This is a genomic window from Streptomyces sp. NPDC001536, assembly GCF_042894505.1.
Taxonomy (GTDB): domain Bacteria; phylum Actinomycetota; class Actinomycetes; order Streptomycetales; family Streptomycetaceae; genus Streptomyces.
In genome coordinates this window covers 19,631-45,613 of sequence record NZ_JBIAVQ010000030.1, presented here as the reverse complement: position 1 = coordinate 45,613, position 25,983 = coordinate 19,631, and the positions used below count along the sequence as shown (strand labels likewise).

General features: G+C 69.1%; 25 protein-coding genes and 2 pseudogenes. 10 read left to right on the top strand and 17 right to left on the bottom strand.

Annotation, left to right across the window (positions count from 1 at the left end; genetic code table 11):
- Nucleotides 1-87: 87 nt before the first annotated feature.
- On the bottom strand, nt 88-1,560 hold the full coding sequence (locus ACFY0U_RS44490) for an MFS transporter (protein ID WP_388646039.1): 1,473 nt from the start codon (nt 1,558-1,560) through the stop codon (nt 88-90).
- A gap of 154 nt (nt 1,561-1,714) precedes the next feature.
- On the opposite strand from ACFY0U_RS44490, the gene ACFY0U_RS44485 reads away from it, so the two are divergent.
- The 6 genes from ACFY0U_RS44485 to ykgO all read left to right on the top strand — a co-directional run bounded on the left by ACFY0U_RS44485 (nt 1,715) and on the right by ykgO (nt 6,221).
- Nucleotides 1,715-2,362 carry a TetR/AcrR family transcriptional regulator gene (locus tag ACFY0U_RS44485; RefSeq protein ID WP_388646043.1) on the top strand — a complete coding sequence of 216 codons (648 nt, stop codon included), beginning with the start codon at nt 1,715-1,717 and terminating at the stop codon, nt 2,360-2,362.
- A gap of 56 nt (nt 2,363-2,418) precedes the next feature.
- On the top strand, nt 2,419-3,171 hold the full coding sequence (locus ACFY0U_RS44480) for a DUF4097 family beta strand repeat-containing protein (protein ID WP_388646037.1): 753 nt from the start codon (nt 2,419-2,421) through the stop codon (nt 3,169-3,171).
- Between the two features lie 105 nt (nt 3,172-3,276).
- Entirely contained in the window at nt 3,277-5,178 is a 1,902-nt protein-coding gene (htpG, locus tag ACFY0U_RS44475; RefSeq protein ID WP_388646036.1) for a molecular chaperone HtpG, read from the top strand.
- A gap of 411 nt (nt 5,179-5,589) precedes the next feature.
- Nucleotides 5,590-5,754 carry a 50S ribosomal protein L33 gene (gene rpmG, locus ACFY0U_RS44470; RefSeq protein ID WP_388646034.1) on the top strand — a complete coding sequence of 55 codons (165 nt, stop codon included), beginning with the start codon at nt 5,590-5,592 and terminating at the stop codon, nt 5,752-5,754.
- A gap of 47 nt (nt 5,755-5,801) precedes the next feature.
- A complete protein-coding gene (locus tag ACFY0U_RS44465; protein ID WP_388646032.1) occupies nt 5,802-6,062 on the top strand; it encodes a type B 50S ribosomal protein L31 in 261 nt (86 codons plus the stop codon).
- A gap of 36 nt (nt 6,063-6,098) precedes the next feature.
- Entirely contained in the window at nt 6,099-6,221 is a 123-nt protein-coding gene (gene ykgO / locus ACFY0U_RS44460) for a type B 50S ribosomal protein L36 (RefSeq protein ID WP_046258531.1), read from the top strand.
- A gap of 75 nt (nt 6,222-6,296) precedes the next feature.
- On the opposite strand, the gene ACFY0U_RS44455 is transcribed toward ykgO, so the two are convergent.
- Both ACFY0U_RS44455 and ACFY0U_RS44450 read right to left on the bottom strand, forming a co-directional pair.
- Complete coding sequence (locus ACFY0U_RS44455; RefSeq protein ID WP_388646030.1) at nt 6,297-7,418, bottom strand: sensor histidine kinase; 1,122 nt, start codon at nt 7,416-7,418, stop codon at nt 6,297-6,299.
- On the bottom strand, nt 7,415-8,041 hold the full coding sequence (locus ACFY0U_RS44450; protein ID WP_388646041.1) for a response regulator: 627 nt from the start codon (nt 8,039-8,041) through the stop codon (nt 7,415-7,417). Before ACFY0U_RS44450 ends, ACFY0U_RS44455 begins: the two co-directional genes overlap by 4 nt.
- Before the next feature lie 670 nt (nt 8,042-8,711).
- Here ACFY0U_RS44450 and ACFY0U_RS44445 point away from each other — a divergent pair.
- The gene (locus tag ACFY0U_RS44445) at nt 8,712-9,863 is read left to right on the top strand and encodes a DUF418 domain-containing protein (protein WP_388646028.1); all 1,152 of its coding nucleotides are present in this window, start codon (nt 8,712-8,714) and stop codon (nt 9,861-9,863) included.
- 296 nt (nt 9,864-10,159) lie between these two features.
- On the top strand, nt 10,160-10,333 hold the full coding sequence (locus ACFY0U_RS44440) for a hypothetical protein (protein ID WP_388646026.1): 174 nt from the start codon (nt 10,160-10,162) through the stop codon (nt 10,331-10,333).
- Between the two features lie 150 nt (nt 10,334-10,483).
- Here the strand turns inward: ACFY0U_RS44440 and ACFY0U_RS44435 are convergent, their stop codons facing one another.
- The 14 genes and pseudogenes from ACFY0U_RS44435 to ACFY0U_RS44370 all read right to left on the bottom strand — a co-directional run.
- Complete coding sequence (locus ACFY0U_RS44435) at nt 10,484-12,289, bottom strand: ABC transporter ATP-binding protein (RefSeq protein WP_388646024.1); 1,806 nt, start codon at nt 12,287-12,289, stop codon at nt 10,484-10,486.
- Between the two features lie 555 nt (nt 12,290-12,844).
- Nucleotides 12,845-13,639, bottom strand: coding sequence for a hypothetical protein (locus ACFY0U_RS44430; RefSeq protein ID WP_388646022.1), 795 nt, complete (start codon nt 13,637-13,639; stop codon nt 12,845-12,847).
- A gap of 391 nt (nt 13,640-14,030) precedes the next feature.
- The gene (locus tag ACFY0U_RS44425) at nt 14,031-14,531 is read right to left on the bottom strand and encodes a flavin reductase family protein (protein ID WP_388646020.1); all 501 of its coding nucleotides are present in this window, start codon (nt 14,529-14,531) and stop codon (nt 14,031-14,033) included.
- On the bottom strand, nt 14,528-15,028 hold the full coding sequence (locus tag ACFY0U_RS44420; protein WP_388646018.1) for an NAD(P)H-dependent oxidoreductase: 501 nt from the start codon (nt 15,026-15,028) through the stop codon (nt 14,528-14,530). The genes ACFY0U_RS44425 and ACFY0U_RS44420 overlap by 4 nt, the downstream gene beginning before the upstream one ends.
- Nucleotides 15,028-16,434, bottom strand: coding sequence for an MFS transporter (locus ACFY0U_RS44415; protein WP_388646016.1), 1,407 nt, complete (start codon nt 16,432-16,434; stop codon nt 15,028-15,030). Before ACFY0U_RS44415 ends, ACFY0U_RS44420 begins: the two co-directional genes overlap by 1 nt.
- Before the next feature lies 1 nt (nt 16,435).
- Nucleotides 16,436-17,788, bottom strand: a complete 1,353-nt coding sequence (locus tag ACFY0U_RS44410) for an NtaA/DmoA family FMN-dependent monooxygenase (RefSeq protein ID WP_388646014.1) — start codon at nt 17,786-17,788, stop codon at nt 16,436-16,438.
- On the bottom strand, nt 17,767-18,426 hold the full coding sequence (locus ACFY0U_RS44405; RefSeq protein ID WP_388646012.1) for a cysteine hydrolase family protein: 660 nt from the start codon (nt 18,424-18,426) through the stop codon (nt 17,767-17,769). Before ACFY0U_RS44405 ends, ACFY0U_RS44410 begins: the two co-directional genes overlap by 22 nt.
- Nucleotides 18,426-19,487 (bottom strand): LLM class flavin-dependent oxidoreductase, encoded by a 1,062-nt coding sequence (locus ACFY0U_RS44400; protein ID WP_388646011.1) that lies wholly within the window; start codon nt 19,485-19,487, stop codon nt 18,426-18,428. The genes ACFY0U_RS44405 and ACFY0U_RS44400 overlap by 1 nt, the downstream gene beginning before the upstream one ends.
- Before the next feature lie 80 nt (nt 19,488-19,567).
- Nucleotides 19,568-20,683, bottom strand: coding sequence for an ABC transporter substrate-binding protein (locus tag ACFY0U_RS44395; protein ID WP_388646009.1), 1,116 nt, complete (start codon nt 20,681-20,683; stop codon nt 19,568-19,570).
- Nucleotides 20,684-20,834: 151 nt separating this feature from the next.
- On the bottom strand, nt 20,835-21,695 hold the full coding sequence (locus ACFY0U_RS44390; RefSeq protein ID WP_388646008.1) for an ABC transporter permease: 861 nt from the start codon (nt 21,693-21,695) through the stop codon (nt 20,835-20,837).
- Nucleotides 21,696-21,709: 14 nt separating this feature from the next.
- Complete coding sequence (locus ACFY0U_RS44385; protein WP_388646007.1) at nt 21,710-22,531, bottom strand: ABC transporter ATP-binding protein; 822 nt, start codon at nt 22,529-22,531, stop codon at nt 21,710-21,712.
- A 161-nt stretch (nt 22,532-22,692) separates the two neighbouring features.
- Entirely contained in the window at nt 22,693-23,121 is a 429-nt protein-coding gene (locus ACFY0U_RS44380) for a hypothetical protein (protein ID WP_351690019.1), read from the bottom strand.
- A gap of 72 nt (nt 23,122-23,193) precedes the next feature.
- Nucleotides 23,194-23,439: pseudogene (locus ACFY0U_RS44375) on the bottom strand (helix-turn-helix domain-containing protein); the annotation flags it as partial.
- A 79-nt stretch (nt 23,440-23,518) separates the two neighbouring features.
- Nucleotides 23,519-23,878, bottom strand: a pseudogene (locus ACFY0U_RS44370) (MerR family transcriptional regulator); the annotation flags it as partial.
- Nucleotides 23,879-24,057: 179 nt separating this feature from the next.
- Here ACFY0U_RS44370 and ACFY0U_RS44365 point away from each other — a divergent pair.
- Together ACFY0U_RS44365 and ACFY0U_RS44360 are read left to right on the top strand one after the other, a co-directional pair.
- The gene (locus ACFY0U_RS44365; protein ID WP_388646006.1) at nt 24,058-24,996 is read left to right on the top strand and encodes an alpha/beta hydrolase family protein; all 939 of its coding nucleotides are present in this window, start codon (nt 24,058-24,060) and stop codon (nt 24,994-24,996) included.
- A 521-nt stretch (nt 24,997-25,517) separates the two neighbouring features.
- Nucleotides 25,518-25,874, top strand: coding sequence for a hypothetical protein (locus tag ACFY0U_RS44360; protein WP_388646005.1), 357 nt, complete (start codon nt 25,518-25,520; stop codon nt 25,872-25,874).
- Nucleotides 25,875-25,983: the final 109 nt, after the last annotated feature.

Below are 25,983 nucleotides of genomic sequence, written 5' to 3'. Positions count from 1 at the left end.
TATCCAGCTCCAGCCCGACCTCATCGACGGCTGCCTGGCAGGCACCAGACTGCCCCTCATCCAGCAGCCGACAACAACCCGAGGAAGTCAGTAGGCAGCTTCCTCGGCGGTGTGCTCCTCGACGGTGCGGGAGTCGGTCAGGCTCAGCGCGCCGCCCGCGGCGATCAGTCCTACGACGACCGCGAGGAGCGCGTAGGTGACCCGCTCGCCGTGGAAGAACGACGCGATGAGGCCGCTGCTCCACGTCCCGGCGGGGAGCTGGGTGGTGACGAGGGCGGCGATCAAGGTGCCGACGACGGCGGTGCCGACGCTGGAGCCGGCTTCCTGGGCGGTGTCGTTGAGGGCGGCGCCGATGGACGTGCGGTTGCTCGGCATCGCCTCGACGAGTGCGACCGCGCAGATCGTCATCACGGTGCGCAGTCCCACGGTCATGAGGACCATGCAGGATGCGATGGCGGCGTAGCCGTGGCCGACGGCCCAGGACAGGCCCGCCAGCGATCCGGCCAGGCAGGCGGCGCCCACCAGGCAGGCGACGCGGTGGCCGAACCGGCGTGCGAGCCACTCGGACAGGGGCGCGGCGGTCAGCATCGTCACAATGATCGGCAGGTTGGCGAGGCCGGCCCGCACCGGGCTCCATCCGTAGGCGTACTGGAAGTGGAGGATCAGCCCGAACATCACGCTGGCCATCGCGATGGACGTGCCGATCTGCGCGATGGCGGCGCCGCGGACCGTGCCGTTGGAGAAGAGGTCGAGGTCGAGCATGGGGGCTTTGCTGCGCCGTTCGTGCCGGATGAACGCGACCGCCGCCATGATGGCGCCGGTGATCGACGCGAGGGTGATGGCCGAGAGCCATCCGTGCTCGACGCCGCTGGTCAGCGAGTAGCAGGCGAGGCCGATGGCAGCGACGCTGAGGACGGCTCCGGGGACGTCGAGGGAGTCCTTGGTGAGGTCTTCGGGCCGGTCGCTGGGGACGCCGAGTCGCACGCCGATGCATGCGATCACGGCGATGGGGGCGTTCACGACGAGGAGCCACTCCCAGCGGACATGAGCCAGGGCGGTGCCGCCGAGCAGTGGTCCGAGGACGAACCCGGACATGCCGACGATGATCATCACCGTCATGGCGCGCATCCGCAGGGCCTTGTCGTCGAACAGGCGGAAGACCAGTGAGTTCGTGATCGGGGCCATTGCCGCAGCGGCTATGCCGAGTGCGGCTCGCAGGGCGATGAGCTGGCCGGCTGTGGTGACGAGGACGACGCACAGGCTGAGCGAGCCGAAAACGGCGAGCCCGATGAGCAGCACCCGGCGTCGGCCGAGCCGGTCGGCCATGGATCCGGCGGTGAGCAGCAGTCCGCCGAAGGTCAGCGAGTAGGCGCCGGTGACCCATTGCAGAGCGGTTGTCCCGCTGCCGAGGTCGCGGCCGATGGTGGGCAGGGCGATCGACAGGAGGGTGTTGTCGACCATTTCGACGAAGAAGGCCAGGCAGAGGGCGGCGAGGGGGATCCACGCCGCGCGCAGGGATGGATAGGTGCGTGCGGGGGTGTGCAGCGTTGCGGTGGTCATGACGGTTCTCCAATCGAACGGCGTTCGGCTATCGAACATGGTTCGATGCGGTACGATAGAACAACGTTCGATACGGTGCAAGACGCGAAGGGATCAAGCCGTGACACGCCAGCAGAACCGCTCCGGCGGGGGACGCCGACGGGCTTCGCACTCCATGGAGTCCGTCCTCGCCGAGGCGGTGGCTCTGCTCGACGAGGCAGGAGCCCCGGCTCTGACCTTCCGGGCGCTCGCACAGCGCCTCGGCGGCGGCGTCGCCAGCATCTACTGGTACGTCGCCAACAAGGACGAACTTCTCGACCGGGCCGCCGACCACGCCATCGGCCCCGTCCTCGCCGACGTCGAGAAGATTCCCCTCAGCGACGACCCGATCGGCGATCTCCGCGCCATGGCCATCACGATGTTCGACGCGATCGTGCAACGTCCCTGGCTGAGCTCCTACTTCATGCGGAACACCAGCATCCAGAACAACACTTTGGGGCTGTACGAAAAGCTCGGTCAGCAGACTCTCCGCCTGAACCTCACCGCGCACCAGCGGTTCCACGCCGTCTCCGCCATCGTGGGAGTCGTCGTCGGCTCCGCCGTCGACCTCGGACAGGAGCCGACCCAAGAGATGCTCGACGGTGTCGTGGACCGTGACGAATACCTCCACCGCGTCGCCCAGGCCTGGAGGGAACTCGACCCACAGGAATTCCCGTTCGTCCACGAGATCGTCGACGAGTTCGACGGCCACGACGACGTCGACCAGTTCCGCTCCGCCCTGGAGCTGACCCTGACAGGCCTTCGTCTGCAAGCCGGAGCGTGAGGGCCGGCACCGTGCACGCCGCCATGGCCGCGTCGATGGTGGGAAACCGTAGAGGCATGAAGGTGATGCCCCCACGGCACCTCGTGCCTCCGGCGTTGTTGCTGCTGCTGGCGCTGCCGTTCGCGGGCTCCTGCGGCGGCGGTGGCACTGACGCGTCCCGAGCCGACAACGCACTGCGTGCGGCGGCGTCCGGGGGCGAAGTGCTGATCAGTACCGACAACGGACTGCGGCTGCGCCCGGCCTACGGCGACCACATCAGCGTGGACGACCGGATCGACGGGCACTGGTCCCACCACGGCGACCGCTGGACCCTGGACCTCGACTGCGCCGACCACGACGACCATGGCTGTCCACGGATGCCGTACGTCGAGATCCCCGACGGCGCGAAGGTCACTGTCACCGCCCGCAATGCCGGCGTCGACGTGGTGGGCGTCGCCGCCGCGCTGGACGTCACGACCGTCAACGGCGATGTGACGGTGACCCGTTCCGGCCAGGAGCACGCCCTGTTGCGGCTGTCCACCCGCAACGGATCGGTGCGCGCGGCATCGCTCGAGGCCGGGCGGCTGCACGCGAGCACCGTCAACGGCGATGTGGTGATGCAGTGCGCTGCCTCACCCGCGAGTGTGACCGCGAGGACCGTCAACGGCTCGGTCGATGTCACCGTCCCCCACGATGCCCCGGCCTACCGCGTCATCATGAGCACCGACAACGGGCGCACCACGACCGATGCCCACGCTCAGGATGCCGACCGAAAACGCCTGATGCACCTGACCACGGTCAACGGTGACGTCACGGCCCGCCGGGACTGAGGTGTGACGAGCTGTCAGTTTCACGTGAAACTCCCTGACGTGGTGTTTTAAAGTGACTGTCGTCCGTTTTCCGCGACTCAGGGACCTGTGAGGGACACGCGAACCATGTCCACCGAAACGTTTGAGTTTCAGGTAGAGGCCCGTCAGCTCCTCCAGCTGATGATCCATTCGGTCTACTCGAACAAAGACGTCTTCTTGCGGGAGCTCGTCTCCAATGCCTCCGACGCGCTCGACAAGCTGCGCCTGGCCGCCCTGCGCGACGACGGTCTCGACGTGGACCTGTCCGACCTGCACATCCAGATCGATGTGGACACCAAGGCCCGTACGCTCACCGTGCGGGACAACGGCATCGGGATGTCGTACGACGAGGTGGGCACGTTGATCGGCACCATTGCCAACTCCGGCACGGCCGCCCTCCTCAAGGAACTGGAGGAGGCCCAGGACGAGGCCGGCGCGGAGGGGCTGATCGGCCGGTTCGGCATCGGGTTCTACGCCGGATTCATGGTGGCCGACGAGATGACTCTGGTGACCCGGCGCCTCGGTGAGAGCAGCGGCACGCGCTGGTCGTCCCGTGGCGAGGGCACGTACTCGCTGGAGAAGGTCGAGGAAGCGCCCCAGGGCACGTCCGTGACCCTCCATCTCAAGCCCGCCGACCCCGAGAACCAGCTGCACGACTACACCTCCACCTGGAAGATCAGGGAGATCGTCAAGCGGTACTCGGACTTCATCACCTGGCCGATCCGCCTCGTCCCCCAGGACGACGAAGGCGCGGAGACGGCCGAGCCGGAGACGCTGAACTCGCGCAAGGCCCTGTGGGCACGCTCGCGCGAGGAGGTCTCGGCGGACGAGTACCACGAGTTGTACAAGCACGTCAGCCACGACTGGCGTGACCCTCTGGAGACGATCCGGCTCCAGGCCGAGGGCACCTTCGAGTACCAGTCGCTGCTGTTCCTCCCGGCCCACGCCCCGCACGACCTGTTCACCCGGGACTTCCGGCGCGGTCTCCAGCTCTACGTCCGACGCGTGCTGATCATGGACGACTGCGAGGCGCTGCTGCCGCCGTACCTGCGCTTCGTCAAGGGCGTCGTCGACGCGCAGGACCTGTCGCTCAACGTCTCCCGGGAGATCCTCCAGCAGGACCGCCACATCAGGATGATCCAGCGACGGCTGACCAAGAAGGTCCTGTCGTCGGTCAAGGAGATGAAGGCCCGCGACCCCGAGAAGTACGCCACCTTCTGGCGTGAGTTCGGCGCCGTGCTGAAGGAGGGACTGCTCGGCGACCCGGACAACCGCGACGCCATCCTCGCCGTCGCGTCCTTCGTCAGCACCCATGAGGCAGATGAGCCGACGACGCTCCAGCAGTATGTGGAGCGGATGAAGGACGGCCAGGAGCACATCTACTACCTGACCGGCGAGTCCCGGCAGAGCATCGAGAACTCCCCGCACATGGAGGTGTTCAAGGCCCGAGGCGTCGAGGTCCTGCTGCTGACCGACCCCGTCGACGAGGTGTGGGTCGACGCCGTGGGCGAGTTCGAGGGCAAGCAGCTGCGGTCCGTCGCCAAGGGTGAGATCGACCTCGACGTCCAGGGCGGCGAGCAGGAGGACAGTGCGGGGGATGAGCAGGACGAGAGCTACGCCGGCCTGCTGGAGTGGATGAAGGAGCAACTGGGGGAGGAGGTCAAGGACGTCCGGCTGTCGACCCGCCTGACCGTGTCACCGGCGTGTGTCGTCTCCGATGCGCATGACCTCACTCCGGCGCTGGAGAACATGTACCGGGCGATGGGCCAGGAGGTGCCGGTCACCAAGCGGATTCTGGAACTCAACCCCGCTCACGCGCTCGTCCGTGGCCTGCGGCAGGCCTACGCGGAGCAGGAGGAGCGGGCGGGGCTCGCCGAGACCGCCCAACTCCTGCACGGACTTGCCGTCCTCGCTGAAGGCGGACAGCCCAAGGAGCCCGCGCGGTTCGTGAAGCTGGTGGCGGAACGGCTGGAGCGCACGCTCCGCTGAGCCGTGAGGTCGTCGACGCGGCACGGCGGTTGTACTCCCGGCCGCCGGGGGCGGGCCGCCGTTGTGGAGGAGCCACGGGGCTCCTCCACATGCCCGGCGTTGCCGCGGCGGGTGTCATTCGGGGCGGTGGCCTGAGAGCTCCGCGTCGGGAATGCCGGCCGGGGCGGGTGTGTTGAAGCCGGCGTGGGAGTGAAGGGGACAGTGTCCCCGGGCCTCATCCATCGCCTGCGGGGACGATCGTCCGGCTGAAGCCCCGCAGAGCCTTTCGCCGCGTAGGCGACCGCCCTTCACCCCCATGATCCTTCGCCGAGGGCGGCGAGCGTCGGGAATGCGACACCGATCGTCGGCGTTGAAGAAGATGTATGACATGTCCGGGTCAAATGGCTCGGGTGGTGGCGGAAGGAGCACCTCATGGCACGCAGCACCACGCGGCCCGTCGTCCGGCTGACGTCGACGGCCGGCACCGGCGTCACCTACGTGACCCGCAAGAACCGTCTGAACGATCCCGACCGGATGGTCCTGCGCAAGTACGACCCGCAGGTCGGCGCGCACGTCCTGTTCCGAGAGGAACGCTGACACCCCTCTCCACGGCTCCCCGTCGGAGCAAAGAGAAAGGCCACCCCATGAGGCACGGCATCCACCCCGTCTCCCGCCCCGTCGTCTTCCGCGACCGCGCGGCAGGCTTCCACCTGCTCACCCACTCCACCCTCCACTCGGAGCGCACGGTCGAGTGGGAGGACGGCAGCACGTACCCGGTCGTCGACGTCGAGATCTCGTCGGCGAGCCACCCCTTCTACACCGGCACCTCACGCGTCCTGGACACCGCGGGCCGCGTAGAACGCTTCCAGCGGCGCTACGGCACCACCGCTGCCGTCCGCCCCTGACGGCGCACCCCGTTCCGCCCCCCGGAAGGAGACCCGATGAAGGTCCGCAAATCCCTGCGCTCCTTGAAGGCCAAGCCCGGCGCCCAGGTGGTACGCCGACGGGGCGTCACCTTCGTGCTCAACAAGAAGGACCCGCGCTTCAAGGCCCGCCAGGGCTGACGTCCTGAGCCACAACCTCGATCCGGCCCGGCACCGCAACTGCGGTACCGGGCTGTTCGCTTCCGCGGTTTGTGGTCAGGCGGGCCGGGTGGGGGCTCGTAGTTCGATCTTGTAGCCGCCTTCTGGGGTGGGTTCGGCGGTGAGGGTGCCGTCGAACAGTTCGGCGCGTTCTTTCAGGCCGATGAGGCCGTGGCGGGCGCTGGGCAGGGCGACGGATGGGCGGGTGGGGGAGGTATTGGTGACGGTGACGCCGAAGTGGTGCGTGTCGTGCCAGAGGTGGACGTCGGCGCGGGCTCCGGGGGCGTGTTTGCGCACGTTGGTGAGAGCTTCCTGGACCGTGCGGTAGACGGCGCGTTGGGCGGTGGTGCTGATGTCGTCCGGGAGCTGTCCGGTCAGGGTGGTCTCGATGCCGCTGTTGGCGATCAGCTGCTGGAGGTCGGCGAGGGTGGGCTGGGGGGTGAGTTCGGTTGTCTTCCCGCCGGAGGCGCGGAGCAGCGTGACCATGTGGCGGAGCTCGTCAAGGGTGTTCGCGCTCAGGGTGCGGATGGTGAGGGCTGCCTCGCGGGCATCGGGGTCCTTCGCCGCGACCTGTAGGGCTCCGGCCTGGACGGCGATGAGGCTGACCTGGTGGGAGACGACGTCGTGCATCTCGCGGGCGAGTTGGGCGCGTTCGCGGGCGAGGACGGTCTGGGCGTAGAGGGCGCGTTCGTGTTCCCGTGCCTCCTCGACCTCGACGAGCTGGCGGGCCACATCGTGCCTGGCCTGCACGAGTTGGCCGAACAGGACGGGGGCGAGGGCCGTGGCGAGCGTGTAGACGAACTGGACGAGCGTCCAGGTCCGGTCGCCGTCGAACCCGCCGGACAGCGGCCAGACAAGGGTGCCCGCCGCCGCGTTCAGGAGCGCGCAGCCGGCCAGCAGCGGGCGGCTGCGGGTGGACGCGGCCAGTGTGTACAGGGCGGCCATCGGCGCGACCGCGACGTCCATGAACAGGGCCATGGGCAGTGTCAGCAGGAACACGGCCAGCGGGAAGCGCCTGCGCAGTATGAGTCCGGCTGAGCCCACGGCGGCGCAGGCCCACATCACAGTGGTGCCCTCGCCCAGGAGGTTGATCCATGCGTCGAGCGCGGCCAGTACCACGAGGCCCGTGTCGACGGCCCAGGGCGGCAGGCGCCGCCACAGTGCCCGGCCCGAACTCATCGTCCGTTGTTCCGGGTCGTGTCGTCGTCGGTGCGGGTGAGCAGTCCGGCGCGCTCGGCGAGGAGTGCGGCCTGGACTCGGCTGGTGACCCGCAGTTTGGTGAGGATCGAGCTGACGTGGTCCTTGACGGTGCCCTGGCTCAGGTGGATGCGGGTGCCGATGTCCGCGTTGGAGAGTCCTTCCGCGATCAGGGTGAGGACGTCGCGTTCCCGGTCGCTGAGCGAGCTGACGCGTGCAACGTCCGCGTCCTGGGGTGCTCCGGCCCCCGGGTGGCTGCGGAGCAGCGCGCGTGAGGCTTTGGGGGACATCACCACTCCACCCGCGGCCAGGGTGCGGACCAGTTGGGCGAGCTGTTCGGGCTCGGTGTCCTTGAGGAGAAAACCGGAGGCCCCCGAGCGCAGTGCGGTGAGGATGTACTCGTCGGTGTCGAAGGTGGTCAGCATGGCCACGTGCGGCGGTTCGGGCAGTTCCTGGATCTGCCGCAGGATGGTCAGGCCGTCCACGTCCGGCATACGGATGTCCAGGAGCACGACGTCCGGCCGCTCGCGCCGGATCACGTCGGCGGCCTGCGCCCCTTCCGCGGTCGCCACGACCTCGATGCCGTCGGACGCGTTCAGGATCATCTGGAACCCGGACCGCACCAGGGCCTCGTCGTCCACCACCACTACCCGGATCACCGGCGTCTCGCCTCGCACTCGTCTGCTCTGTTGCTGTGTCCCGCTGCTCGGCGACCCATCCATCCCGATGCTCCGCGCGCTCGTACGGTGTTCGCCTGACGTCGACCGTACGTCGGGCAGGGTACGCGGTGATGTGATCACCCACGGACTGTGGACACCCGGCGGGTCCGCTCCAGCCGTTCGGGGGGTGCGCTCCGGCCGGTCGGCAGGCCGGCGGGCGAGGCCCGGCGGATGGCGCCCCTCGTCCTCGTTCCGTGGGATCGGTCCATGCGATCGGTCCGTGGCCCCGCGCCGAGTCCGCGGTCCACAGCCGATGTCCGGACCGCTTCGAGGACCAGGGCCCGCCCCGCCAGCGATGAGTGCTGAGGCACTGGCTAGGCGGCATACGTCGGCCACTTCCCGGTAGTTGTCCGTCCCTCCTGGCCCGCCGGTCGGCGGGGGTGCTTCCGGCCGCTCGGCGGGGGTGTCACCGAAGCCTGCCGGATGGTCCGCGTCCGTACCGCACCGGGAGATTCTTCGTATGACACAGATACAACCGCCGCAGGCGACATCGTCTCCGCAGGAGAACTCGCCTTCAGGACTCCCTATCTCGTCCGAGTCCGCAGGGAAGCCCTCGATGGGACGCCTCGTCGGGGTAGACCTGGCCCGTGCGCTGGCGGTGTTCGGTATGTACATCGTCCACATCGGCCCGGTGCTCTCTTCCACGCACGGCGCCGGCACCTGGGTCCGGTATATGGCCGACGGGCACTCGTCGGTCCTGTTCGCCACCCTCGCCGGGTTCTCGCTGATGCTGATCGCCGGCCGCCGCGAGCCGAAGACCGGCCTCGCCGGCCGGCAGGCGAAGGCCCGGATCGCGATCCGCGCCGTGGTCCTGCTGGCGCTGGGCACCGTGCTGGCGATGGAGTACGGGGGAGTGATCATCCTCGGCTTCTACGGCGTCTACTTCCTTCTCGCCCTGCCCCTGTTGCGGCTGTCGGCCAAGGCACTGGCGATCACCGCGGCCGGGCTCGCGCTCGTCACACCCCAGCTGGCGTTCGTCCTGAACTCGCGGCTGAGTGAGTCCGTCCAGCAGACCGTCGACGCCTACGACCCGCTCAAGAAGCTCAGCGAGGTCGGCGTGCTCGACCTGCTGCTCACCGGCTTCTACCCGACGATCACCTGGATGTCGTTCGTCGTCGCCGGCATGGCACTGGCCCGCCTCGACCTCTCGGCCGTCTCCGTCCAGCGTCGCCTGGCCGCTCTCGGCGCCGCCCTGACCATCGGCGCGTACGGGCTGTCCCTGCTGCTGGCGGGCAAGGACGCTCTGCGCAGCATGGCGGAGGACGGGAAGTCGTCGTCCGCCGGGTTCGAGAAGGCGTCGTCCTTCGGCAGCGGATCCTTCGAGGCCCCTCAGCGGGCGGCTTCGGAACTGCTGTCTGCCGGGCCGCACAGCGGCACCACCTTCGACATCATCGGCAGCGTCGGCGTCGCCATCCTCGTGATCGTCGGCGCGACGGTGCTCATGGACCGCCTGCCGCGCCTGCGCCGCCTGGCGACGCCGGTCATCGCGGTGGGCACCATGTCGCTGACGGCATACGTCGGCCACTTCCTCGCGCAGTCCATGCTCAGCGTATCGGCCGGCGAAAGCACCCAGACGTCCTGGATTCCCGTGCTCACGTTCATCTTCGGGGCGATCGTGTTCGCCGCGGTCTGGTCCCGCTTCTTCCGCCGCGGACCGCTGGAGGCGTTGCTCAACGCCGCCACCAAGCCGGCGAAGCACATCCGATGACGCAGGACCGGGGCGGGCGGCCTTTCATGGCCCGCCCCGGCTCCGAGGCCCGCTCGACGCCGCCGTCCACGGACAGTGGATCTTAGGATCGGATACGGCGGCGCTGCGGCCGGGCTCACGAAGCAGTGGGGAGCGTGCTCCTCGTGCGGCAGGGCCCGGCCCCTCTTGCTTCATACGTGTCGTCGCCCCGGAACCGGAATCCACATGACCTTCGTCCTGACCGTGATCACCGCAGTGACAGCCGGGTGGGCCGCTGTCGCCCGAGGGCTGAGCGGGGGCACGTCAGAGCCGCTGTGGTGCTGGTCTTCGCGGGCGTCATCACCGAGCTGTTCACGCACAGCCAGATCGCGGTCACGCTCAACTCCGAGATCGCCCAGCACGCGGCCGAAGTCATCCTGGTGGTCCTGCTGTTCGTCGATGCCACGGAACTGCCGGGCGGGCGTGGGGCTCCAGGTGAGGTGGCGGACTGAGCGCGTAAGAGCGGAGCGCTGGGTGACGCGGGCACTGCCCGTCAGCCTCACGCATCGTCTGGTGCCTCGGAATCCGACGGCTGTCCGGTACCACTACGCCGTACAGCAGGGCTGCCCCCGCCGTGTGGCGGGGGCAGCCGGGGACTTCTCTCAGTGGCCGGGGCGCCCGATGGGGAGCAGGAGCTGGGTCGCGGCGAGCTGTGCGTACAGCTCGTCCTCGGCCACCAGCTCCTCGTGGGTGCCGATCGCGCGGACCCGCCCGGCGTCCATGACGACGATGCGGTCCGCGTCCGTCACCGTCGACAGGCGGTGTGCCACCACCAGGACGGTGGTTTCGCGTGCCGTCTTCGCGATGACGTCCCGCAGTGCCAGCTCGTTGACGGCGTCGAGCTGCGAGGTCGCCTCGTCCAGGAGCAGCAGCCGAGGTCCGCGCAGCAGTGCGCGGGCGATCGCGACGCGTTGGCGTTCGCCGCCGGACAGCTTCGAGCCGCGGTGTCCGACCAGGGTGTCAAGGCCGTGCGGGAGACGGTCGACGAGGGTGTCGAGCCTAGTACGGGTGAGGACAGCGCGGATGTCGTCGTCCGTCGCGCCGGGGGCGCTGAAGACCAGGTTCTCCCGCAGCGTGCCGGCCAGGACCGGAGCGTCCTGTTCGACGTACCCGATGACGGACCGCAGCTCGGACAGCGGCCACTGCCGTATGTCCCGGCCGTCGACCAGGATGCGCCCGCCGGTCGTCTCGTAGAACCGCTCGATCAGCGAGAAGACCGTCGGCTTGCCCGCACCCGAGGGGCCGACGAAGGCCGTCATCCCTGCGCCCGGCACCTCGAAGTCCACCTGCTGGTGGATGTACGGCAGCCCGGGCCCGTAGCGGAAGGACACCTCCTCGAAGCGGACCGATGCCGGACGCCGCACGAGTGCCGCCGCCTCGGGCCGCACCGGCCGGCGCTCGGCCGGCGGCTCAGCCGCCAGGCGGTCCACCTCCTTGATCCGGGAGATCGCGGCCGCACCCTCCTGGTATTGGGAGGCGGCCTCGACCAGCTTGTACACCGGCTCCATCAGGTAGAACAGGTACAGCAGGAAGGCGATGAGCGTGGAGACGGGGATGTCCCCGGACGCCACCCGCGCCCCGCCGACCGCGAGCACCGCGAGGAACGCCAGCTCGACGGCGAGGTTGTCCGCCGTTCCCAGCAGGGCCTCCCACTTCGCGCCGCGCACGCCGTGGCGCCAGGCCCGCCGGGCCGAAGCCTCGACGAGAGCGGTCTCCCGCTCCTCGGCGCCGGACGCCTTCAGCGTGCGGAACGCGCCGAAGACCCGCTCCAGGCCGGTGGACATCTCCCCGACAGCCTCCTGCGCGCGCTCGGCGGCCTGCCCGATCTTCGGCATCACCAGGGCGGCGCCCACGCCGACGACCGCGACCACACCGAGCGCGACGCCGAGCAGGACGACATCGAGGAAGGCCATCACCACGACCGCCGCGATCAGCGTCAGCGCCCCGGTCGCGGCGTTGACCACCGCCTGAGTGCTGACGGCCCGCAGCAGCGTGGTGTCGGAGGTCACCCTCGACATCAGATCGCCCGGCTGCATCCGGTCCACAGCCGTGAGCCGCAGTCGCAGCAGCCGGCCGATCAGGCCGCGGCGGGCGGCCAGGACCACCGACTCGGCCGTCCGCTCCAGCACATAGGCGCCGAACGCCTCGGCCACCGTGCTCAGCAACACCAGCACGGTCAGGGCCAACAGGATGGCGGCGAGCGTGCCGCCGGACGAGAGCCGGTCGACCAGCGCCTTCGTGGCCAGCGGCTGTAGCAGCCCGCCGGTGGCGCCCACCAGCGCCAGCAGCAGACCGAGTGCGACGGCCCACCGGTGCGGGCGGACGTACCCGTACATCGCCTTGAGCGTCTCGCGGACGCGCAGGGACTCGGCACCCGTCGTCGCCTCCGAGGCGGATGCGGTGTTCACAAGATTCCTTTCGTACGTGGTCTCCCGCGCAGCGCGTCAGCAGCGGCGGGCATCGGTCCGAACGGGGCCGTGGCGCTCGACTCAGGAGGCCGGCTCGACGGCCGTCGCGGCGACCGTGTGCAAAACGGCAGCGCGGAGGTCAGGGCCAGCGGCAGCCAGACAGAGGCCGCTCGCCACGAGCGCCATGCCGAGGAACTCCCAGAGCTCGCTCCCGCGCCGCCCAACGTTCCCACGGGCCCTTGCTCCGGCCGGCGGCCGATGGGAAGTGCTGGGCTTCAGCTCCTGCGCACGCTCTGTCATGCCATCAGCCTGGAAGCCCATGCCTTCCGTCGGCCATCCGACGATCGTCGGCTACACCCCCGCCAAGTGGCTGGAACTCCCTGGCACACACGGAGACCGCTGGTATCCAACCGCAGGGCCCGTCCGACCATCTGCACGATATCGACCATCGAGCCGCGCGCATCGGCGAAAAGCACCGCGTCACACGCGGCGTAGCGACGCGCCCGCACGTCCTCACCCTCGTATGAGGGTCCTCCGAGGAAAACGGCGGCGAATTCATCCAGCACTTGGCGGCGGTGTCCGGCATGGTCGCGTCGCGTCCGTTTTGCGGTCGTATGGAGCTGAGATGAGTGAGCGTGCGGCGCGGGGAGTGGAGTCTCTGATGCCCGGTGGTGGACTGGACATACTCGGAGCACGCCGCTCTGCATCGGCTGTCGGTCTGTCAGGACAACCGCCAGATGATGAGTATCCGCGACTCGTTCTCCCCTGCAATTCGGCCCGGACCTGCGCGATGAGATCGATGGCGTCGTCCATCAGCTGGGCACGGGCTTCCACTCGTGCGGGCCAGGCGCTCCATGGCGCCCCGGTCTCGATATTGACGTTGTCGACCTCGCCTTCCGACTCCGTCCAGGTCACCAGCTTGGGAGTCCGCGGGCCGTCCGTGGCGACGAGCCCGATGAGCTTGCCGCGGAGGGCCGCGTATCGCACGTGGATGACGTCGGAGGCGTAGAGGTCGAGCAGGTTGTCGACGTCCGGGGTGATGTTCCATTCCTCGACTGACAAGTACGGCTTGGCGACTTCGTCCAGTTCGTCGAGCGCTACGAGCAGTCGGTCGGCCCACTTGATCAAGGCGAGATACGGCTCGGCTCGCTTGTCGCGCAGGTCCTGCGCATGTGATCGCTCGTGAAGCGAGCGTTCTTGCGCGGCGGAAAGCCGCTCTTGCGTGTCGAGCGTGTTGCGCGTGTTCTCCCGCTGTGCGCGCAGGGAAAGCAGTGTCGTCACCAGGCTCGCGACGACTGCCAAGGCCGCGACTCCTGTAGACGCCAGACTCACGATGATCTGGGACTCCACGAGTGTCAGTCTCCCGGGGCTTCGGCGCTGTTGGTGAGGTGGCTTGATCTGGTGCTCAGTCAAGTGGGTGCCGGTTCGGGGAAGTCGACAGACATGGCTTCCACAATCAGGGAGTTTCCTACGCCCCGTGCTCCGAGTGGAAGACCGTGCCCGCCGACGCATCACCACCGATCCCGCCCGCCCAGGGGCGCTCCTCGATGTCGACGGAGGCGCGGGCCTGATCTGATCACAGCGGGGAGCGCATGGCTCAGCATCTGTGGGACGACGCGTGGTTCCCAGCCACTGACGCCGACGTCTGCCGGGCTGAAGTGCCGCCCCACCTGTACCAGTTCCTGCCTCGGCGGGTTGTTCCGGACGCTCACCGCGCCTGGAACAACCCGCCGAGGTCCTGTCAGCTGTCCAGCGACTTCAGTGCCTGTCGGTGCCAGACGAGCGGATTGTGGTCGTCGTCCGTCAGCATGGTGAGCACGCGCAGCACAATGATGTCGTGGTCGCCGGCCGGGTAGCGGTGCTCGATGGTGCACTCCAGCCAGACCGGCGCACCTTCGAGGAAGATCGCGCCGGATTCCGCCTGGACGGTCTCGACGCCGGCGAACCGGCCCTCCTTGCTGGGGGACGCGAGTTGCCGCGTCTTGTCGCTGTGTTCCTCTCCGAGGACGGAGACCCCGATCGTGTCCGCGCGGGACAGCACCGGCCAGGTCGTCGAGGTGTGCTGCACGGCGAAGGACACCATGGGCGGGTTGAGCGAGACTCCGACGGTGAACGACGAGACGATGATGACGGTGGGTTCGCCGTGGACGCGTGCGGAGACGGCCGCGACTCCGGAGGGGAATCCGGCGAACGCCCGCTTGACCTCGGCCTGATCCGAGGTGAAACCCTTCAGTGCGGTCATCGGTCTGCTCCCGTCTTCGCGGCGTCGAGGACGATCGGACCCCACTGCCCGGCCCAGCGGGCGAGTGAGTTGTCCGTCGTGTAGGTGGAGTCGAGCTGGTAGAGGCCCTGTGCGGGACAGGTCGCACCGAGTTCCACGAGCACGGGTTTGAGGGTGAGTTCGGGGGCGAGGGCGTGTGCCGGTCCGGCACCGAGCATGAGGGGCAGTGCCACCTGGCCCGCGAGGCCGGTCGCCGTGGGGAACTGGTCGAGGAACAGCTTGAGCAGGCCGGTGTAGGTCCCCTTGTAGGTGGGGGAGGCCGCGATCACGATGTCGGCGGACCTGACCCGCTCGACGGCCGCGGTGACGTCCGGGTCGCCCCAGGTGAGCAGGCCGGCTCCGAGGGAGGTGACTTCGAGGACATCGCAGTCGAGCCCGAGGGCTGCGGCGAGGCGTTCGGCGGCATCGCGGGTGCGCGAGCCGCCCTTGGGGTTTCCGACGACGGCGACGGCTTTCATCAGGCGACTCCTGTGGGTAGAGGGGGCGCGGCGGCGGAGACCGCGGCGGAAGCGGCCCCGGGACGGTCGACCCGGAGGAACACAGACGCGAGAAGACAGAGCAGTCCGACGGCGGCGAGGCCACCGAGGGTGGCCGCGTAGTCGAATCCGGCCAGCAGAACGGCACAGACCGCGCTGCCCAGCACGGCGCCGAGTTGCTTCATGGCGTTGAAGGTTCCGGACGCCGCCCCGACCTCGTCCGGCGCCACCGAGCTCACCGCCGCGATCGACAGGGGCGACCAGACGAACGAGTTGGCCACCCCGTACACCGCGAAGGCGGCGGTCAGCGCGGGGATCGGCGCGTCCGTCGCGACGAGCACCGCCGAGGCCCCGATGGAGACGACGAGCGCGAGGGAGCCGAGAACGGCGACCGCACGGGGCCCGATGCCGTTGTTGAGCCGGGCCGAGACGGGCGCTCCGAGCAGGCACAGCACACCCATAGGTACGAGAGTGAGCGCCGCCGCGCCGGGATCGAGCCCGCGCTCCTGCTGGAGGTAGAGCATCAGGGGGATCATGGCCGAGCCGGCGCTGAAGGCAGCGGCGGCGCCGGCCCAGGACGCGGTGACGAACCCGCGGCTGCGGAGCAACGCGACAGGCACGAGCGCGCGTTGCCCCTCGCGACGCTGCACCCAGACGACGGCCGCGACCACCAGCGTGCCGGCGACGGCGAGAAGCCACCGGGGGGCACCCAGGACGTCCGTGCTCCCGGCGTCCGTGCCCTGGATGCCGAGGACGAGCGCGCCGACGCCGGTCGCGTTCGCGCAGATGGCCCACACCGGGATGCCGGCTTTCTGGCGGGGGAGGGCGGGTACGAACGCGGCCACGGCGGCCATCGCGGCGATGCCGACCGGGACGTTGACCCAGAACACGGCGGGCCAGCCGCCGACGGCGACGAGCAGACCGCCGGCCAGCGGCCCGACGGCCACCGCGGCGCCGCCGACGGCGCCCCAGGTGCCGAGCGCGACGGCGAGGCGCGGCGGCTGGAAGAGCGCCTTGATGATGGTGAGGCATTGCGGGGTCATCAGCGCGGCGCCGACGCCCTGGACCACCCGCCAGGCGATGAGTGCCGTGATGGTGGGGGCCAGCGCGCACAGCAGCGACCCGAGGGTGAACGCCGCGAGTCCGACCAGGTGGACGCGCCGGTGGCCGTAGCGGTCGCCCAGTCGTCCCGCGATGATCAGGGGCACGGCGTAGGCGATGAGGTAGCCGCTGTTGACCCACATCGCGAGGGTCTCGGTGGTGTCCAGGCCGGTGATCATCGCGGGCAGCGCGACCGAGGTGATCGTGCTGTCCAGCAGCAGCATGAAGAACCCCGTGCACAGACTGCCGAGAGCGAGCCAATGGCGTCGCTCGCTCGGTGCTGTCATGTCACACCGCCAGGTTCTCGCGCAGCGTGGCGCCCGGGTAGGCCGGCGCGAGCGCACCGCGGCGGCGCAGCTCAGGCAGCAGCAGCTCGCTGATCTCAGCGAAGCCCGAGGGCATGGCCAGCGGGCTGGAGAACATGTAGCCGCCGCGCGATCCGGTCGCGGCGAAGTTCTCCTCCAGCGCGTCGGCGACGGTGGCGGGGTCGCCGACGATGCCGTGGTCGAGCCCCGTCGCCCGCTCACGGCCGTGCTCGAAGAACTCGTCGCGGCTCATCGTGTGGTCCTCGCCGAACTCGGCGATGAGCGAGCCGACGAGGCCGGCCGGGCTCGCGTTGGCCGCGACGATCTCGTCGCGCAGCTCGGCCAGGCGGAAGGAGTCCGGCAGCGTCGAGAGGTCGTAGCCGGCGTTGTGCGACAGGTAGGTGGCGACGGCCTCCTCGCTCCAGAACTCGTGCGCCGCGTCACGGCGTGCCTCGGCTTCGGCGGTCGTGCGGCCGACGATGACCTGCGTGGCCCAGAGGATGCCCACGCGGGCCGGGTCGCGCCCCTCGGCGAGGAGTGCCTCGTCGAGCAGTTTGCGGTGGCGGTGCTGGGCCATGAGGTTGCCGCCGAAACCGAAGACGAGATCGGCGAGCCGTGCCGACGCGGTGATGCCACGGGGCGAGTTGCCGGCCTGCACGACGAGCGGGTGGTGCTGCGGACTGGGCACCGACGCGAGCGGGCCCTTGACGGTGAAGAAGCGCCCTGCGTGATCGATCGGGTGCACCTTGGAGGGGTCGGCGAACCGGCCCGTGTTCCGGTCGCGCACGATGGCGTCGGGTGCCACCGAGTCCCACAGCGCGCGGCAGACCTTGACGAACTCCTCCATTCGCTCGTAGCGCAGACCGTGGTCCATCAGCTCGTTGAACCCGTAGTTCGCCGCGTCCGCGCCGCGCGTCGAGGCGACCACGTTGAAGGCGATGCGTCCGCCCGTCACGTGGTCGAGCGAGTTCAGCAGCCGGGCGACGTAGAAGGGATGCATGAACGTGGAGGAGTACGTCAGCCCGAAGCCGATCTTCTCCGTCACGGTGGACATCGCCGCGATGACCGGTGACATGTCGTGGCGCGGCCACTGAATGCCCCACTCCACGGCCGGTTCGATGCTCCCCCGCCAGGTGCTGGGGATGCCGCTTCCGTCACCGAAGAACAGCAGGTCCACGCTGGCGCGCTCGGCCGTCCGGGCCAGCTCCATGTACATGCGTACGTCGGGGAAGTCGTGCCCGACCCAGGAGCCCTGCCGGGCCCAGGCACCCTCGGTGTGGGTGAAGGAGAGGTCGTAGCCGATGTGCATGCCGGTCACCGCGCTGCCTTCTTCCACATTTCGGTTACCTCGTCGGCGTCGCTGAGCACGGCCACGTTGAGTGCCAGTTGGGCGAGGGCGGCGGCGTTGACGTCGAGGTCGTAGGCGGCAGTGGCGTCCCGGGGGACGACCACGGGCCAGTCCAGTTGCATGGCGTCCTGGGCCGTGGCGTACACGCAGCACTCGCTCGTCAGGCCCACGACGGTGAGCCAGTCGCAGCCGGCCTCGTGGAGCCGGGCGGCGAGATCGGTGTCGAGGAAGCCGCTGTAGCCGCGCTTGACGACGTGCGGTTCGCCTTCGGCGGGCCGCACGCGGTACCACTCCGCCCCGGATGTACCGCGGACGCACGGTTCGGCCGGGCTCATGGGGGCGTCGTAGTCGCCGCCGCGCAGCCAGTTGCTCGCCCGCCACGGACGGGCCGGGTCGCTGCCCAACTCGACCCAGAGGACGGGCACTTCGGCGGCGCGTGCCGCGTCGACGAGGTCGCCGACGCGGGTGACCGCCTGGTCGAGGGCAGCCAGCGCGGCGTCCGTCAGCCCGTATTCCGTGAGGCGGGCCGGATCGGCGAAGTCGCGCTGTACGTCGACCACGACCAGCGCGGGCCCGCTGCCGGGTCGGGTGAGGTGGGCGAGTTGGGTGTCGCGCAGGCCGGGCATCAGGCGGCCACCTCGTCGCGGGCGCGCAGGGCGGGCAGTACGGTCTCGCCGAACAGCAGCATGTCCTCGTCGTACTCCGGGAAGATCAGCATGAGTCCGTCGAGGTCGGCTTCGCGCACGATGTACTCGATGTGGTCGGTGACCGTCTGCGCCGATCCGGCGACGTACGGCGTCTGGAACGCCGCCTCGCCGTCCGCGCCGTCGGCCCACGCGCGGGCCTGGTCCTCGGGGATGCCCCAGGTGCGGCGCATGTGGGCGAGGGCCTCGCGGTCGAGTCCCGCGCCCCACTGCTTCACCTTCTTGGCGGCCAGCTCGTCGGTCTCGTCCTGGACGACGGTGAGCATCGAGTAGGTCTTGCAGACGCGGCCGTGGGCCTTCGCCCGGTCGTGGACGTCCGCAGAGAGCATCCGCATCTCGTCGAGGCTCTCGGCGGAGAGGAAGGCACCGTCGGCGTACTTGGCCTGGAAGCGCCGGGCGTCCTCCGACCTGCCCGCGTTGATGAGGGTCGGGCGGGTGGCCGGATGCGGGCGGGACTCGCAGTCGACCAGGTCGAAGTACGGCGTGCGCATGGTGACGGAGTCCTCGGTCCACAGGCGGGTGACCGCCTCCGTCCACAGCTCCGTCATCCGGTAGCGGTCCGCGTGGCTGAGCCGCGGGTCCCACTGGCCGAACTGTTCGAACTCGCCCGCGTAGGAGCCGTTGACGATGTTCATGCCGGCGCGGCCGCCGGAGATGTCCTGGAGGGTGGCGTACATCTTCGCCGCGAGGGCGGGGTTGTGGACGTTGGCGTGCAGGGTCGCCCAGATCTTGACGCGGCTGGTCGCCTCGGCGAGCGCCGCCATCATCGTCATCGATTCGAGCGAGCGGCCCCAGTGGTCGGTGCTGCCGCCGAAGCCGCGCCACTTCGCCATCGACATGACGAAGTCGAGGCCGATGGTCTCCGCGTGGATGGCTGCGCGCTTGTTCCACGCGTAGGTCGCCTCGGGGTGGGGTGCGGTCGTGGACAGCATCCATCCGCCGTTCCCGATGGGGAGGAAGATTCCGTACTCTTTCGCGGGCATGCGGGTGAGTCCTTCTGTGAGATCGCCGGCGCCGTGCGGGGAGCCGGGAGCCGTGCGGGCTGCTGAAGCGGCGGGTGCGGTCAGGGGGCGGGCCAGACGAGCTTGTCGGCGGCGTACACGTTCTTGACGAAGGAAGCGTCGAACCACCCCCGGGCCTGGTCGGCGGTCACACTGTCGGGCACGATCTTGAACTGGTGCAGCATGCCGACCAGCCCCGTGACGTTGTCGGGGTCGATGCCGCCCCGGGGCTGTCCGGGCGTCGGGTTGTCCTTGACGACCTGCGTCTCGGTCTTCCAGATCGCCGTGTTCAGCTTCTTGTCGTAGGTCGGTCCGGACAGCTCGGCCGCGTACCCCACACATTCGGCGATGTGCTTGTCGCTGGACGTGCAGTAGTCGTAGGCGTGCAGCGCGGCGCGCAGGATGTCCTCGACGGCGTGCGGGTGGGCCTTGGCGAACGCCGGATTCACCGCCATCGCGCCGAGTGAGCTCGGGACGCCGTAGTCGACCGGCTTCCACACCGTGACGTTGTCGCCGGCCGCCTTGAGCTGGTTGGGCTCGTTGGAGACGAATCCGGTGAGCGCCTCCAGGCCGCCCTGCCTGCGGGGCAGTACGGAGGGGTCGTAGCCCTGCTTGACCAGCTTGAGCGAGTCCCACTTGACTCCGGCCTTGACCATCATGGCCTGGACGGTGGCGGGTACGTAGCCCTTGTGACCGACGACCTTGCCGTCGAGCTGGGTCAGCTTGGTGATGTCCTTGTTCGTCATCAGGATTTCGAGGCCGGCGTTCGAGTACGAGGAGATGCCGGTGATGTCGATGCCGTTGGCCCGGGCCTGGATGACGTCCTGCTCGGCGACCGGACTCACGGTCGCCTGTCCGCTGGCGAGGAGCTTGGTGTTCTGTGCCGTGTCGCCGGTGCCGGGCTTGAGGGCGACGTCGAGGCAGAGGTCCTTGAAGTAGCCGAGCTTGGCGGCGGCGATGTACTCGAGGATCGACACGGACGACTGGTACTGGTAGCCCGACAGGTAGGTGATCTTTCCGGCGGCCTTGTTCTCGGCGCACCGCGCGGCGGAGATCGCGGAACCTGCAGAGCCGGCCGAGGTGCTGTCGGAGGAGTCCGAGCCGCATCCCGCGAGGCCGGCCGTCAGTACGACGGCGGCGAGGGAGGCGAGGCCGGATCTGATGAGGGTGGACTGCATGGGTGACTCCGAACTGGCGGGGGCCGCCGGGGAATGGGGTGCCTGGGAAGGGGTGTGCCGGAGAAGGGCGCCGCCCATGGGGCGGATCAGGGCATGGGGCGCCGAGTGCCCCGCCATCGCGGGCGACCGGGGACAGAGACGTGAGGGCGGGTCAGTTGTGCGCGCTGTCGTGCCAGTGGAGGACGCGGCGTTCCACCAGCGTCACGACGAGCAGCAGGAGTACGCCCAGGACCGCGAGGACGAGGATCGAGGCGTATACGACCGGCAGCTGGTTCATCGACGAGGCCACACTGATCGCGGTGCCGAGACCGCGGGTCGATCCGGACGCCGACATCTCGGCGACCACCGCGCCGACGATCGACAGGGGGAAGACGATGCGCAGCGCCGCGAACAGGAACGGCAGCGCGTTGGGGAAGCGCACGTGCAGCAGGAGTTCGAAGCGGCCCGCGTCCATCGTCCGGTACACCTGCAGCACCTGCTGCGGCACGGACCGCAGACCGGCCGCGGTGTTGATGAGGATCGGGAAGAAGCAGATCAGGCCGGCGATGACGAGCTTGGGCAGCGGGCCGAAACCGAAGGCCACGACCAGTGCCGGTGCGATCGCCACGAGCGGGGTGACGTTGAGGACGACCGCGATCGGCATGACCGCCCGGCGCACCACGGGAAGCTCGGTCGTCAGCACCGCGAGGACGACCGCGGCGACGAACCCCAGCGCAAGGCCGGCCGTCGCCTCACCCAGGGTGACCAGGGCGTTGTCGACGTAGTAGCTGAACTCCGTGGTGAGCGAGTCGCCGATCTTCGGCAGCGGCGGCAGCAGGTAGGGCAGTTCCCTGGCTCCCCACTGCCACAGGACGGCGAGGAAGGCCAGCATCACGGCGAGGGGCAGCCACACGGAGGGACGGACCCACGCGATCCGGGACCTCGGATGCCTGAGGCTGAAGCGCGACGGTTCGACGGGTGTCTGCGGCTCCGTCGCCGGGGTGGTGCCGGCGCGTTCGTCGGTCACGGTCATCTCCCGCACCCCCTTCACGCGGCCGCGCCGTGCCAGGCGTGGCGGAGACGGTCTCGGATCAGGTCCTCGTACTCGTGGAAGCGACGTTCCCGGAAGAGGTTCTCTCCGCGCGGCCGGGGCAGGTCGATGTCGATGGTGTCCACGATGCGGCCCGGCCGCGGTGCCATGACGACCACGGTGTCGGAGAGCCGGACGGCCTCCGAGACGGAGTGGGTGACGAACAGCACCGTTGTCTTCAACTCGTCCCACAGGTCGAGCAGTTGGTCCTGAAGGCTCTCGCGGGTGAACTCGTCGAGTGCCGAGAAGGGCTCGTCCATGACGAGCACGTCGGGGCGCAGACCGAAGGCGCGCACGATCGCGGCACGCTGCTGCATACCGCCGGACAACTGCGCCGGGAGCTTGTGCATGGCTTCGCCGAGCCCCGCCTTGACCAGGAGGTCCCGCATGTCCGGGGCCGCCTGCCGCTTCGCGAATCCGCCGATGCGCTCGCGGCGCCCGGCGGCACCCCTGTTGATCTTCTGCGGCAGTGTGACGTTCCGCAGCACGGACAGCCAGGGCAACAACGCGGGGTTCTGCGGCACGAGTCCGATCATCTTGGCGGCGCACGCCTTCGCCGGCGTCACGCCATGCACCCGGACATCACCGCGATCGGGCTGCTCAAGCCCGGCCACCATGCGCAACAGCGTCGACTTGCCGCAGCCGCTGGGCCCGATGAGACTGACGAACCGGCCGGGCGGCACCGTCAGATCGACGCCGTCGAGGGCATTCGTGGCGGACGGCCCGAATCCGTAGACCCGGTGCACCGATCGCAACTCAAGTGCTGGTGTACCAGTCACCTTCACGCTCCCATCCATGTCGCGAGCACGAAGGCCCGATCCTGGAAGTCGGAGAGCGTGCGTAGCGAGTGCGGGAGACTGCGACGCGGAAATCCGCTTAGGTGTTTCCGACCGTAGGAGCCCTGTGTTTCGCTCCGTCACCACTTCTTGTTTCGTGGGTATTACGTTCGCTGCTGGAGCGTTACGGCCGTGCTGCCGTCGAAGACGTAGATCTCGATTCCGAGGTCCGCCGCCGCGCCTCCCACCCAGCCGCCGAGCGCCTGCACGATCAGCTCGGAGACAAGGAGCACCGCCCGCTCGGCGGTGGGCACCGCGTCACGCAGCCAGAGCAGCTTGAACATGTCCGCCATGACCTTGTTGCGGTAAGCGGGCTTGTACGCGCCCTGATTGCCGACGAGCTGAACGAGCACCCGGCCGTCGGCGTCGATCCCCTCGACCTCGACGCGGTTGCCGTCGGGCAGCTTGAGCGGCTTCGGACGCAGCCTGGTACCGAGCCGGTCGCCGAGGGCGATCAGCATCCGGCGTTCGACGGAACCTTCGGTGAACCGGCTCCACTCGGTGGGGGCTTCGAGGACAGTGAGGTGGCGCATCTGCCGGAGTCTAGGAAGCACCCGTTTCCTGTGTGTTTCACTTCGGGACCATAGCGGCGCGGGTGCCCCGGCCGGGGGACGGTCCTCCAGAGCCGCGAGTCCTTCGGCGGTGAACTGCTTACGCCAGCGGTGCACGGTGTCAAGGTGCAGCCGGAGCGTGCGGGCGGTGGCGGCATTCGCGGTGCCCTGTGCGCAGGCCAGGGCGACATGCGCTCGCTTCACCCGCCGCAGCGGGGCCGTTCGCGAGCTCGCCAGTTCTCGTAGCAGCGCGCGCTGGTCACGGTTCCAGCGCACCGCAAGCGGACTGGACGACGTCATCGCCTACCTTCCCGAGCATCTTGATACCACGGGTAGCGCCGCTGACCTGCGTTGGAGCGGGCGATGCCGGGTCGGGCCGGCAGGGGGTACCGGTGTCCATGGATGCGGAGGCGCTGGCGATGACCGAGTCGAGCCTGTCTCGGGTGTGCGTGAGATCGGCGATGTGCTGGTCGATGCGACCGCGTTCCACAGCCAGACGGTCCAGGAGTTCGGGTGTGGCTTTGCCGTCGATGACGCAGGGTGTGAGCTCGGCGATGGTCTTGCTCGACAGGCCGGCGGTGAACAGCTCTCGGATCAGGAGGATCCGGGCGACCGCGGTTTCCGGGTAGTGGCGTTGGCCGGTGTTGCTGCGCTCGGCGGTGAGCAGGTTCTGCTCCTCGTAGTACCGCAGGGCCCGGGTGCTGACGCCTGTGCGGCGGGCGAGTTCCCCAATGCGCATTCCGAGCTCCATGTGAACTACGCCGTAACGACTTGCCTTTGACGTCGACGTCAAGTTTTAGCGTAGCTGACACGCCCCCGGGGTTTTCGCCCGATACGTCATGAATCAACGCCGGACGCATCCTCAACCTGAAGATCACCTGACCCGCCACTCACACCACACCGGAAAGAAGCACGCACGTGACCACCCACCAGACGACCGGCCTCACCGGCCCCGCTCCCACCCCGACCGTGACGGTCAAGCCGATCGTGCTGCCCGCCCCCCAGCGCGGCCAGGACCTGCACGTACGCGTATCCGCACCGCTCACTGGCGCACGCCTGCCGATCGTGCTCTTCGTGCACGGATTCGGGTCCGACCTGGACGGCTACGCACCGCTGGTCGACCACTGGGCCTCTCATGGCTTCGTGGTGATCCAAGCCACGCATCTCGACTCCAAGCGGGTCGCCATCGCCGCGGACGACTCCCGCAGGCCGCACCTATGGCGCTACCGCGTGCAGGACATGAAGCGCATCCTGGATGAGCTCAAGCCGCTGGAGGCATCCGTGCCCGGCCTGTCCGGCCGGGTCGACCACAGCCGCATCGTCGCGGCGGGCCACTCCTTCGGAGGCCAGACCGCCGGCATCCTGGTAGGTCTGCGCGTCACCGACCCCCAGACCGGCACCGCGGACGACCTGTCCGACTCCCGGGTCATGGCCAGCATCCAGCTGGCCACGGCCGGCGAGGGTGGCGACGAACTGACCCCTTTCGCCCACGAGAACCTTCCCTGGCTCCGCGACCAGGACTTCTCCCACATCACCGCCCCGGGACTGGTGGTCGCCGGCGACAAGGACGACCTTCCGCTCACCACCCGAGGACCCGCCTGGACAAGCGACCCCTACACCCTCAGCCGCGGCGACAAGAGCCTGCTCACCGTCTACGGCGGCGAGCACTTCCTCGGCGGCATCTCCGGCTACCGGGCAGCGGAGACCACCGACGAGAACCCCAACCGCGTCGCCCTCGTCCAGCAGGTCACCCTCGCCTACCTACGCCACATCACCGGCATCGACCACACCGACTGGCGGGTGGCCCGATCCGTCCTCGCCGACGCCCACCCGCTGGGGCGGCTGGACAGCAAGTGACCCTCGGCGGTTGAAATACACGCCTTCGTCAGCCCAGCGCCCTCCGTAGGATCAACGCGGGCCGGCACCAGGGCGTATGCCGAAAGAACCAGCAGCGAGTACGAGTCCGGTTGCTAGCGTTCGGCCGGACTAGGCAGGACAGCCGGTGCAGGGCGTCGGCGAGTTGGTACTTGATTCTTTGGGCACGTAAGCCGGGCGGCGACGCCGGACGTGCGGGCCAGGCGGGACTGGCAGGCCGTCGTCCAAGGGTACGAACGTCTCTGTCCTGGCCATGCGTGGCAGGGCCGCGACCACTAGCAGTTCCGGCTGGCACGTTCCTTGACGCGACGGCCAGTCGGGGGCATGGGGCAACTCAGGGGTCGGCGAACTCCGCACGGGGCCCATGATGGTGCCGGGCCACGGCTGGGAGGTCCGCTTGAGGTGTCAGGCAGGTACACGCTGCGGCTGCTGGGACGGCTTGCTGGCCGGAGGAGTGGCTTCCGCCATAGCCCGCCCGGGGCCTGCCCTGGTGGGGTGGCCGGATGCGTTCCGTTCCGTCCGCCCTACGCGGCTATCTGCCGCCGCTCCTGGTTCATCTGTTGATTGGTGTCCCCGCGGCCCTCGCCATCCTTTGCATGCGCTGGTACATCGCCTACGGCCACTGCGATTACGACGACTTGGGCCGCCGCGACCTGGACGGCTGCACCTACGACCAGATCGAGAACGGCAGTTTCGTCCTGATCGGCCTGACGCTGATCGGCGTCCTCGTCGTCCTGCTGCTCCTCCTCTTCGACGTCCTGCGCCCCCTGTACGCCGGCCGTCCTCTCAAGCCACGCTTGCTGACCTTGCCGGCGGTTCTGGTCCCGTACACGGTGTACGTGACGAACGGGGGGTGGTGAGTAGTCACCGATGCCGTCTACGACCGGCGTTCAGGTCAGTGGCCGCGACGGTGAAGACGAGGACGAGGCGAGGGAAGGCGGCCCCAACTCGTTGTAGGTGGCCGCAGTC

What these genes read in the sequence shown, in the direction of transcription:
- ACFY0U_RS44490 (WP_388646039.1), bottom strand. Translation starts at nt 1,560, where the DNA reads ATGACCACCGCAACGCTGCACACCCCCGCACGCACCTATCCATCCCTG.
- ACFY0U_RS44485 (WP_388646043.1), top strand. Translation starts at nt 1,715, where the DNA reads ATGGAGTCCGTCCTCGCCGAGGCGGTGGCTCTGCTCGACGAGGCAGGA.
- ACFY0U_RS44480 (WP_388646037.1), top strand. Translation starts at nt 2,419, where the DNA reads ATGAAGGTGATGCCCCCACGGCACCTCGTGCCTCCGGCGTTGTTGCTG.
- htpG (WP_388646036.1), top strand. Translation starts at nt 3,277, where the DNA reads ATGTCCACCGAAACGTTTGAGTTTCAGGTAGAGGCCCGTCAGCTCCTC.
- rpmG (WP_388646034.1), top strand. Translation starts at nt 5,590, where the DNA reads ATGGCACGCAGCACCACGCGGCCCGTCGTCCGGCTGACGTCGACGGCC.
- ACFY0U_RS44465 (WP_388646032.1), top strand. Translation starts at nt 5,802, where the DNA reads ATGAGGCACGGCATCCACCCCGTCTCCCGCCCCGTCGTCTTCCGCGAC.
- ykgO (WP_046258531.1), top strand. Translation starts at nt 6,099, where the DNA reads ATGAAGGTCCGCAAATCCCTGCGCTCCTTGAAGGCCAAGCCCGGCGCC.
- ACFY0U_RS44455 (WP_388646030.1), bottom strand. Translation starts at nt 7,418, where the DNA reads ATGAGTTCGGGCCGGGCACTGTGGCGGCGCCTGCCGCCCTGGGCCGTC.
- ACFY0U_RS44450 (WP_388646041.1), bottom strand. Translation starts at nt 8,041, where the DNA reads ATGATCCTGAACGCGTCCGACGGCATCGAGGTCGTGGCGACCGCGGAA.
- ACFY0U_RS44445 (WP_388646028.1), top strand. Translation starts at nt 8,712, where the DNA reads ATGGGACGCCTCGTCGGGGTAGACCTGGCCCGTGCGCTGGCGGTGTTC.
- ACFY0U_RS44425 (WP_388646020.1), bottom strand. Translation starts at nt 14,531, where the DNA reads ATGACCGCACTGAAGGGTTTCACCTCGGATCAGGCCGAGGTCAAGCGG.
- ACFY0U_RS44420 (WP_388646018.1), bottom strand. Translation starts at nt 15,028, where the DNA reads ATGAAAGCCGTCGCCGTCGTCGGAAACCCCAAGGGCGGCTCGCGCACC.
- ACFY0U_RS44415 (WP_388646016.1), bottom strand. Translation starts at nt 16,434, where the DNA reads ATGACAGCACCGAGCGAGCGACGCCATTGGCTCGCTCTCGGCAGTCTG.
- ACFY0U_RS44405 (WP_388646012.1), bottom strand. Translation starts at nt 18,426, where the DNA reads ATGCCCGGCCTGCGCGACACCCAACTCGCCCACCTCACCCGACCCGGC.
- ACFY0U_RS44400 (WP_388646011.1), bottom strand. Translation starts at nt 19,487, where the DNA reads ATGCCCGCGAAAGAGTACGGAATCTTCCTCCCCATCGGGAACGGCGGA.
- ACFY0U_RS44395 (WP_388646009.1), bottom strand. Translation starts at nt 20,683, where the DNA reads ATGCAGTCCACCCTCATCAGATCCGGCCTCGCCTCCCTCGCCGCCGTC.
- ACFY0U_RS44390 (WP_388646008.1), bottom strand. Translation starts at nt 21,695, where the DNA reads ATGACCGTGACCGACGAACGCGCCGGCACCACCCCGGCGACGGAGCCG.
- ACFY0U_RS44380 (WP_351690019.1), bottom strand. Translation starts at nt 23,121, where the DNA reads ATGCGCCACCTCACTGTCCTCGAAGCCCCCACCGAGTGGAGCCGGTTC.
- ACFY0U_RS44360 (WP_388646005.1), top strand. Translation starts at nt 25,518, where the DNA reads ATGCGTTCCGTTCCGTCCGCCCTACGCGGCTATCTGCCGCCGCTCCTG.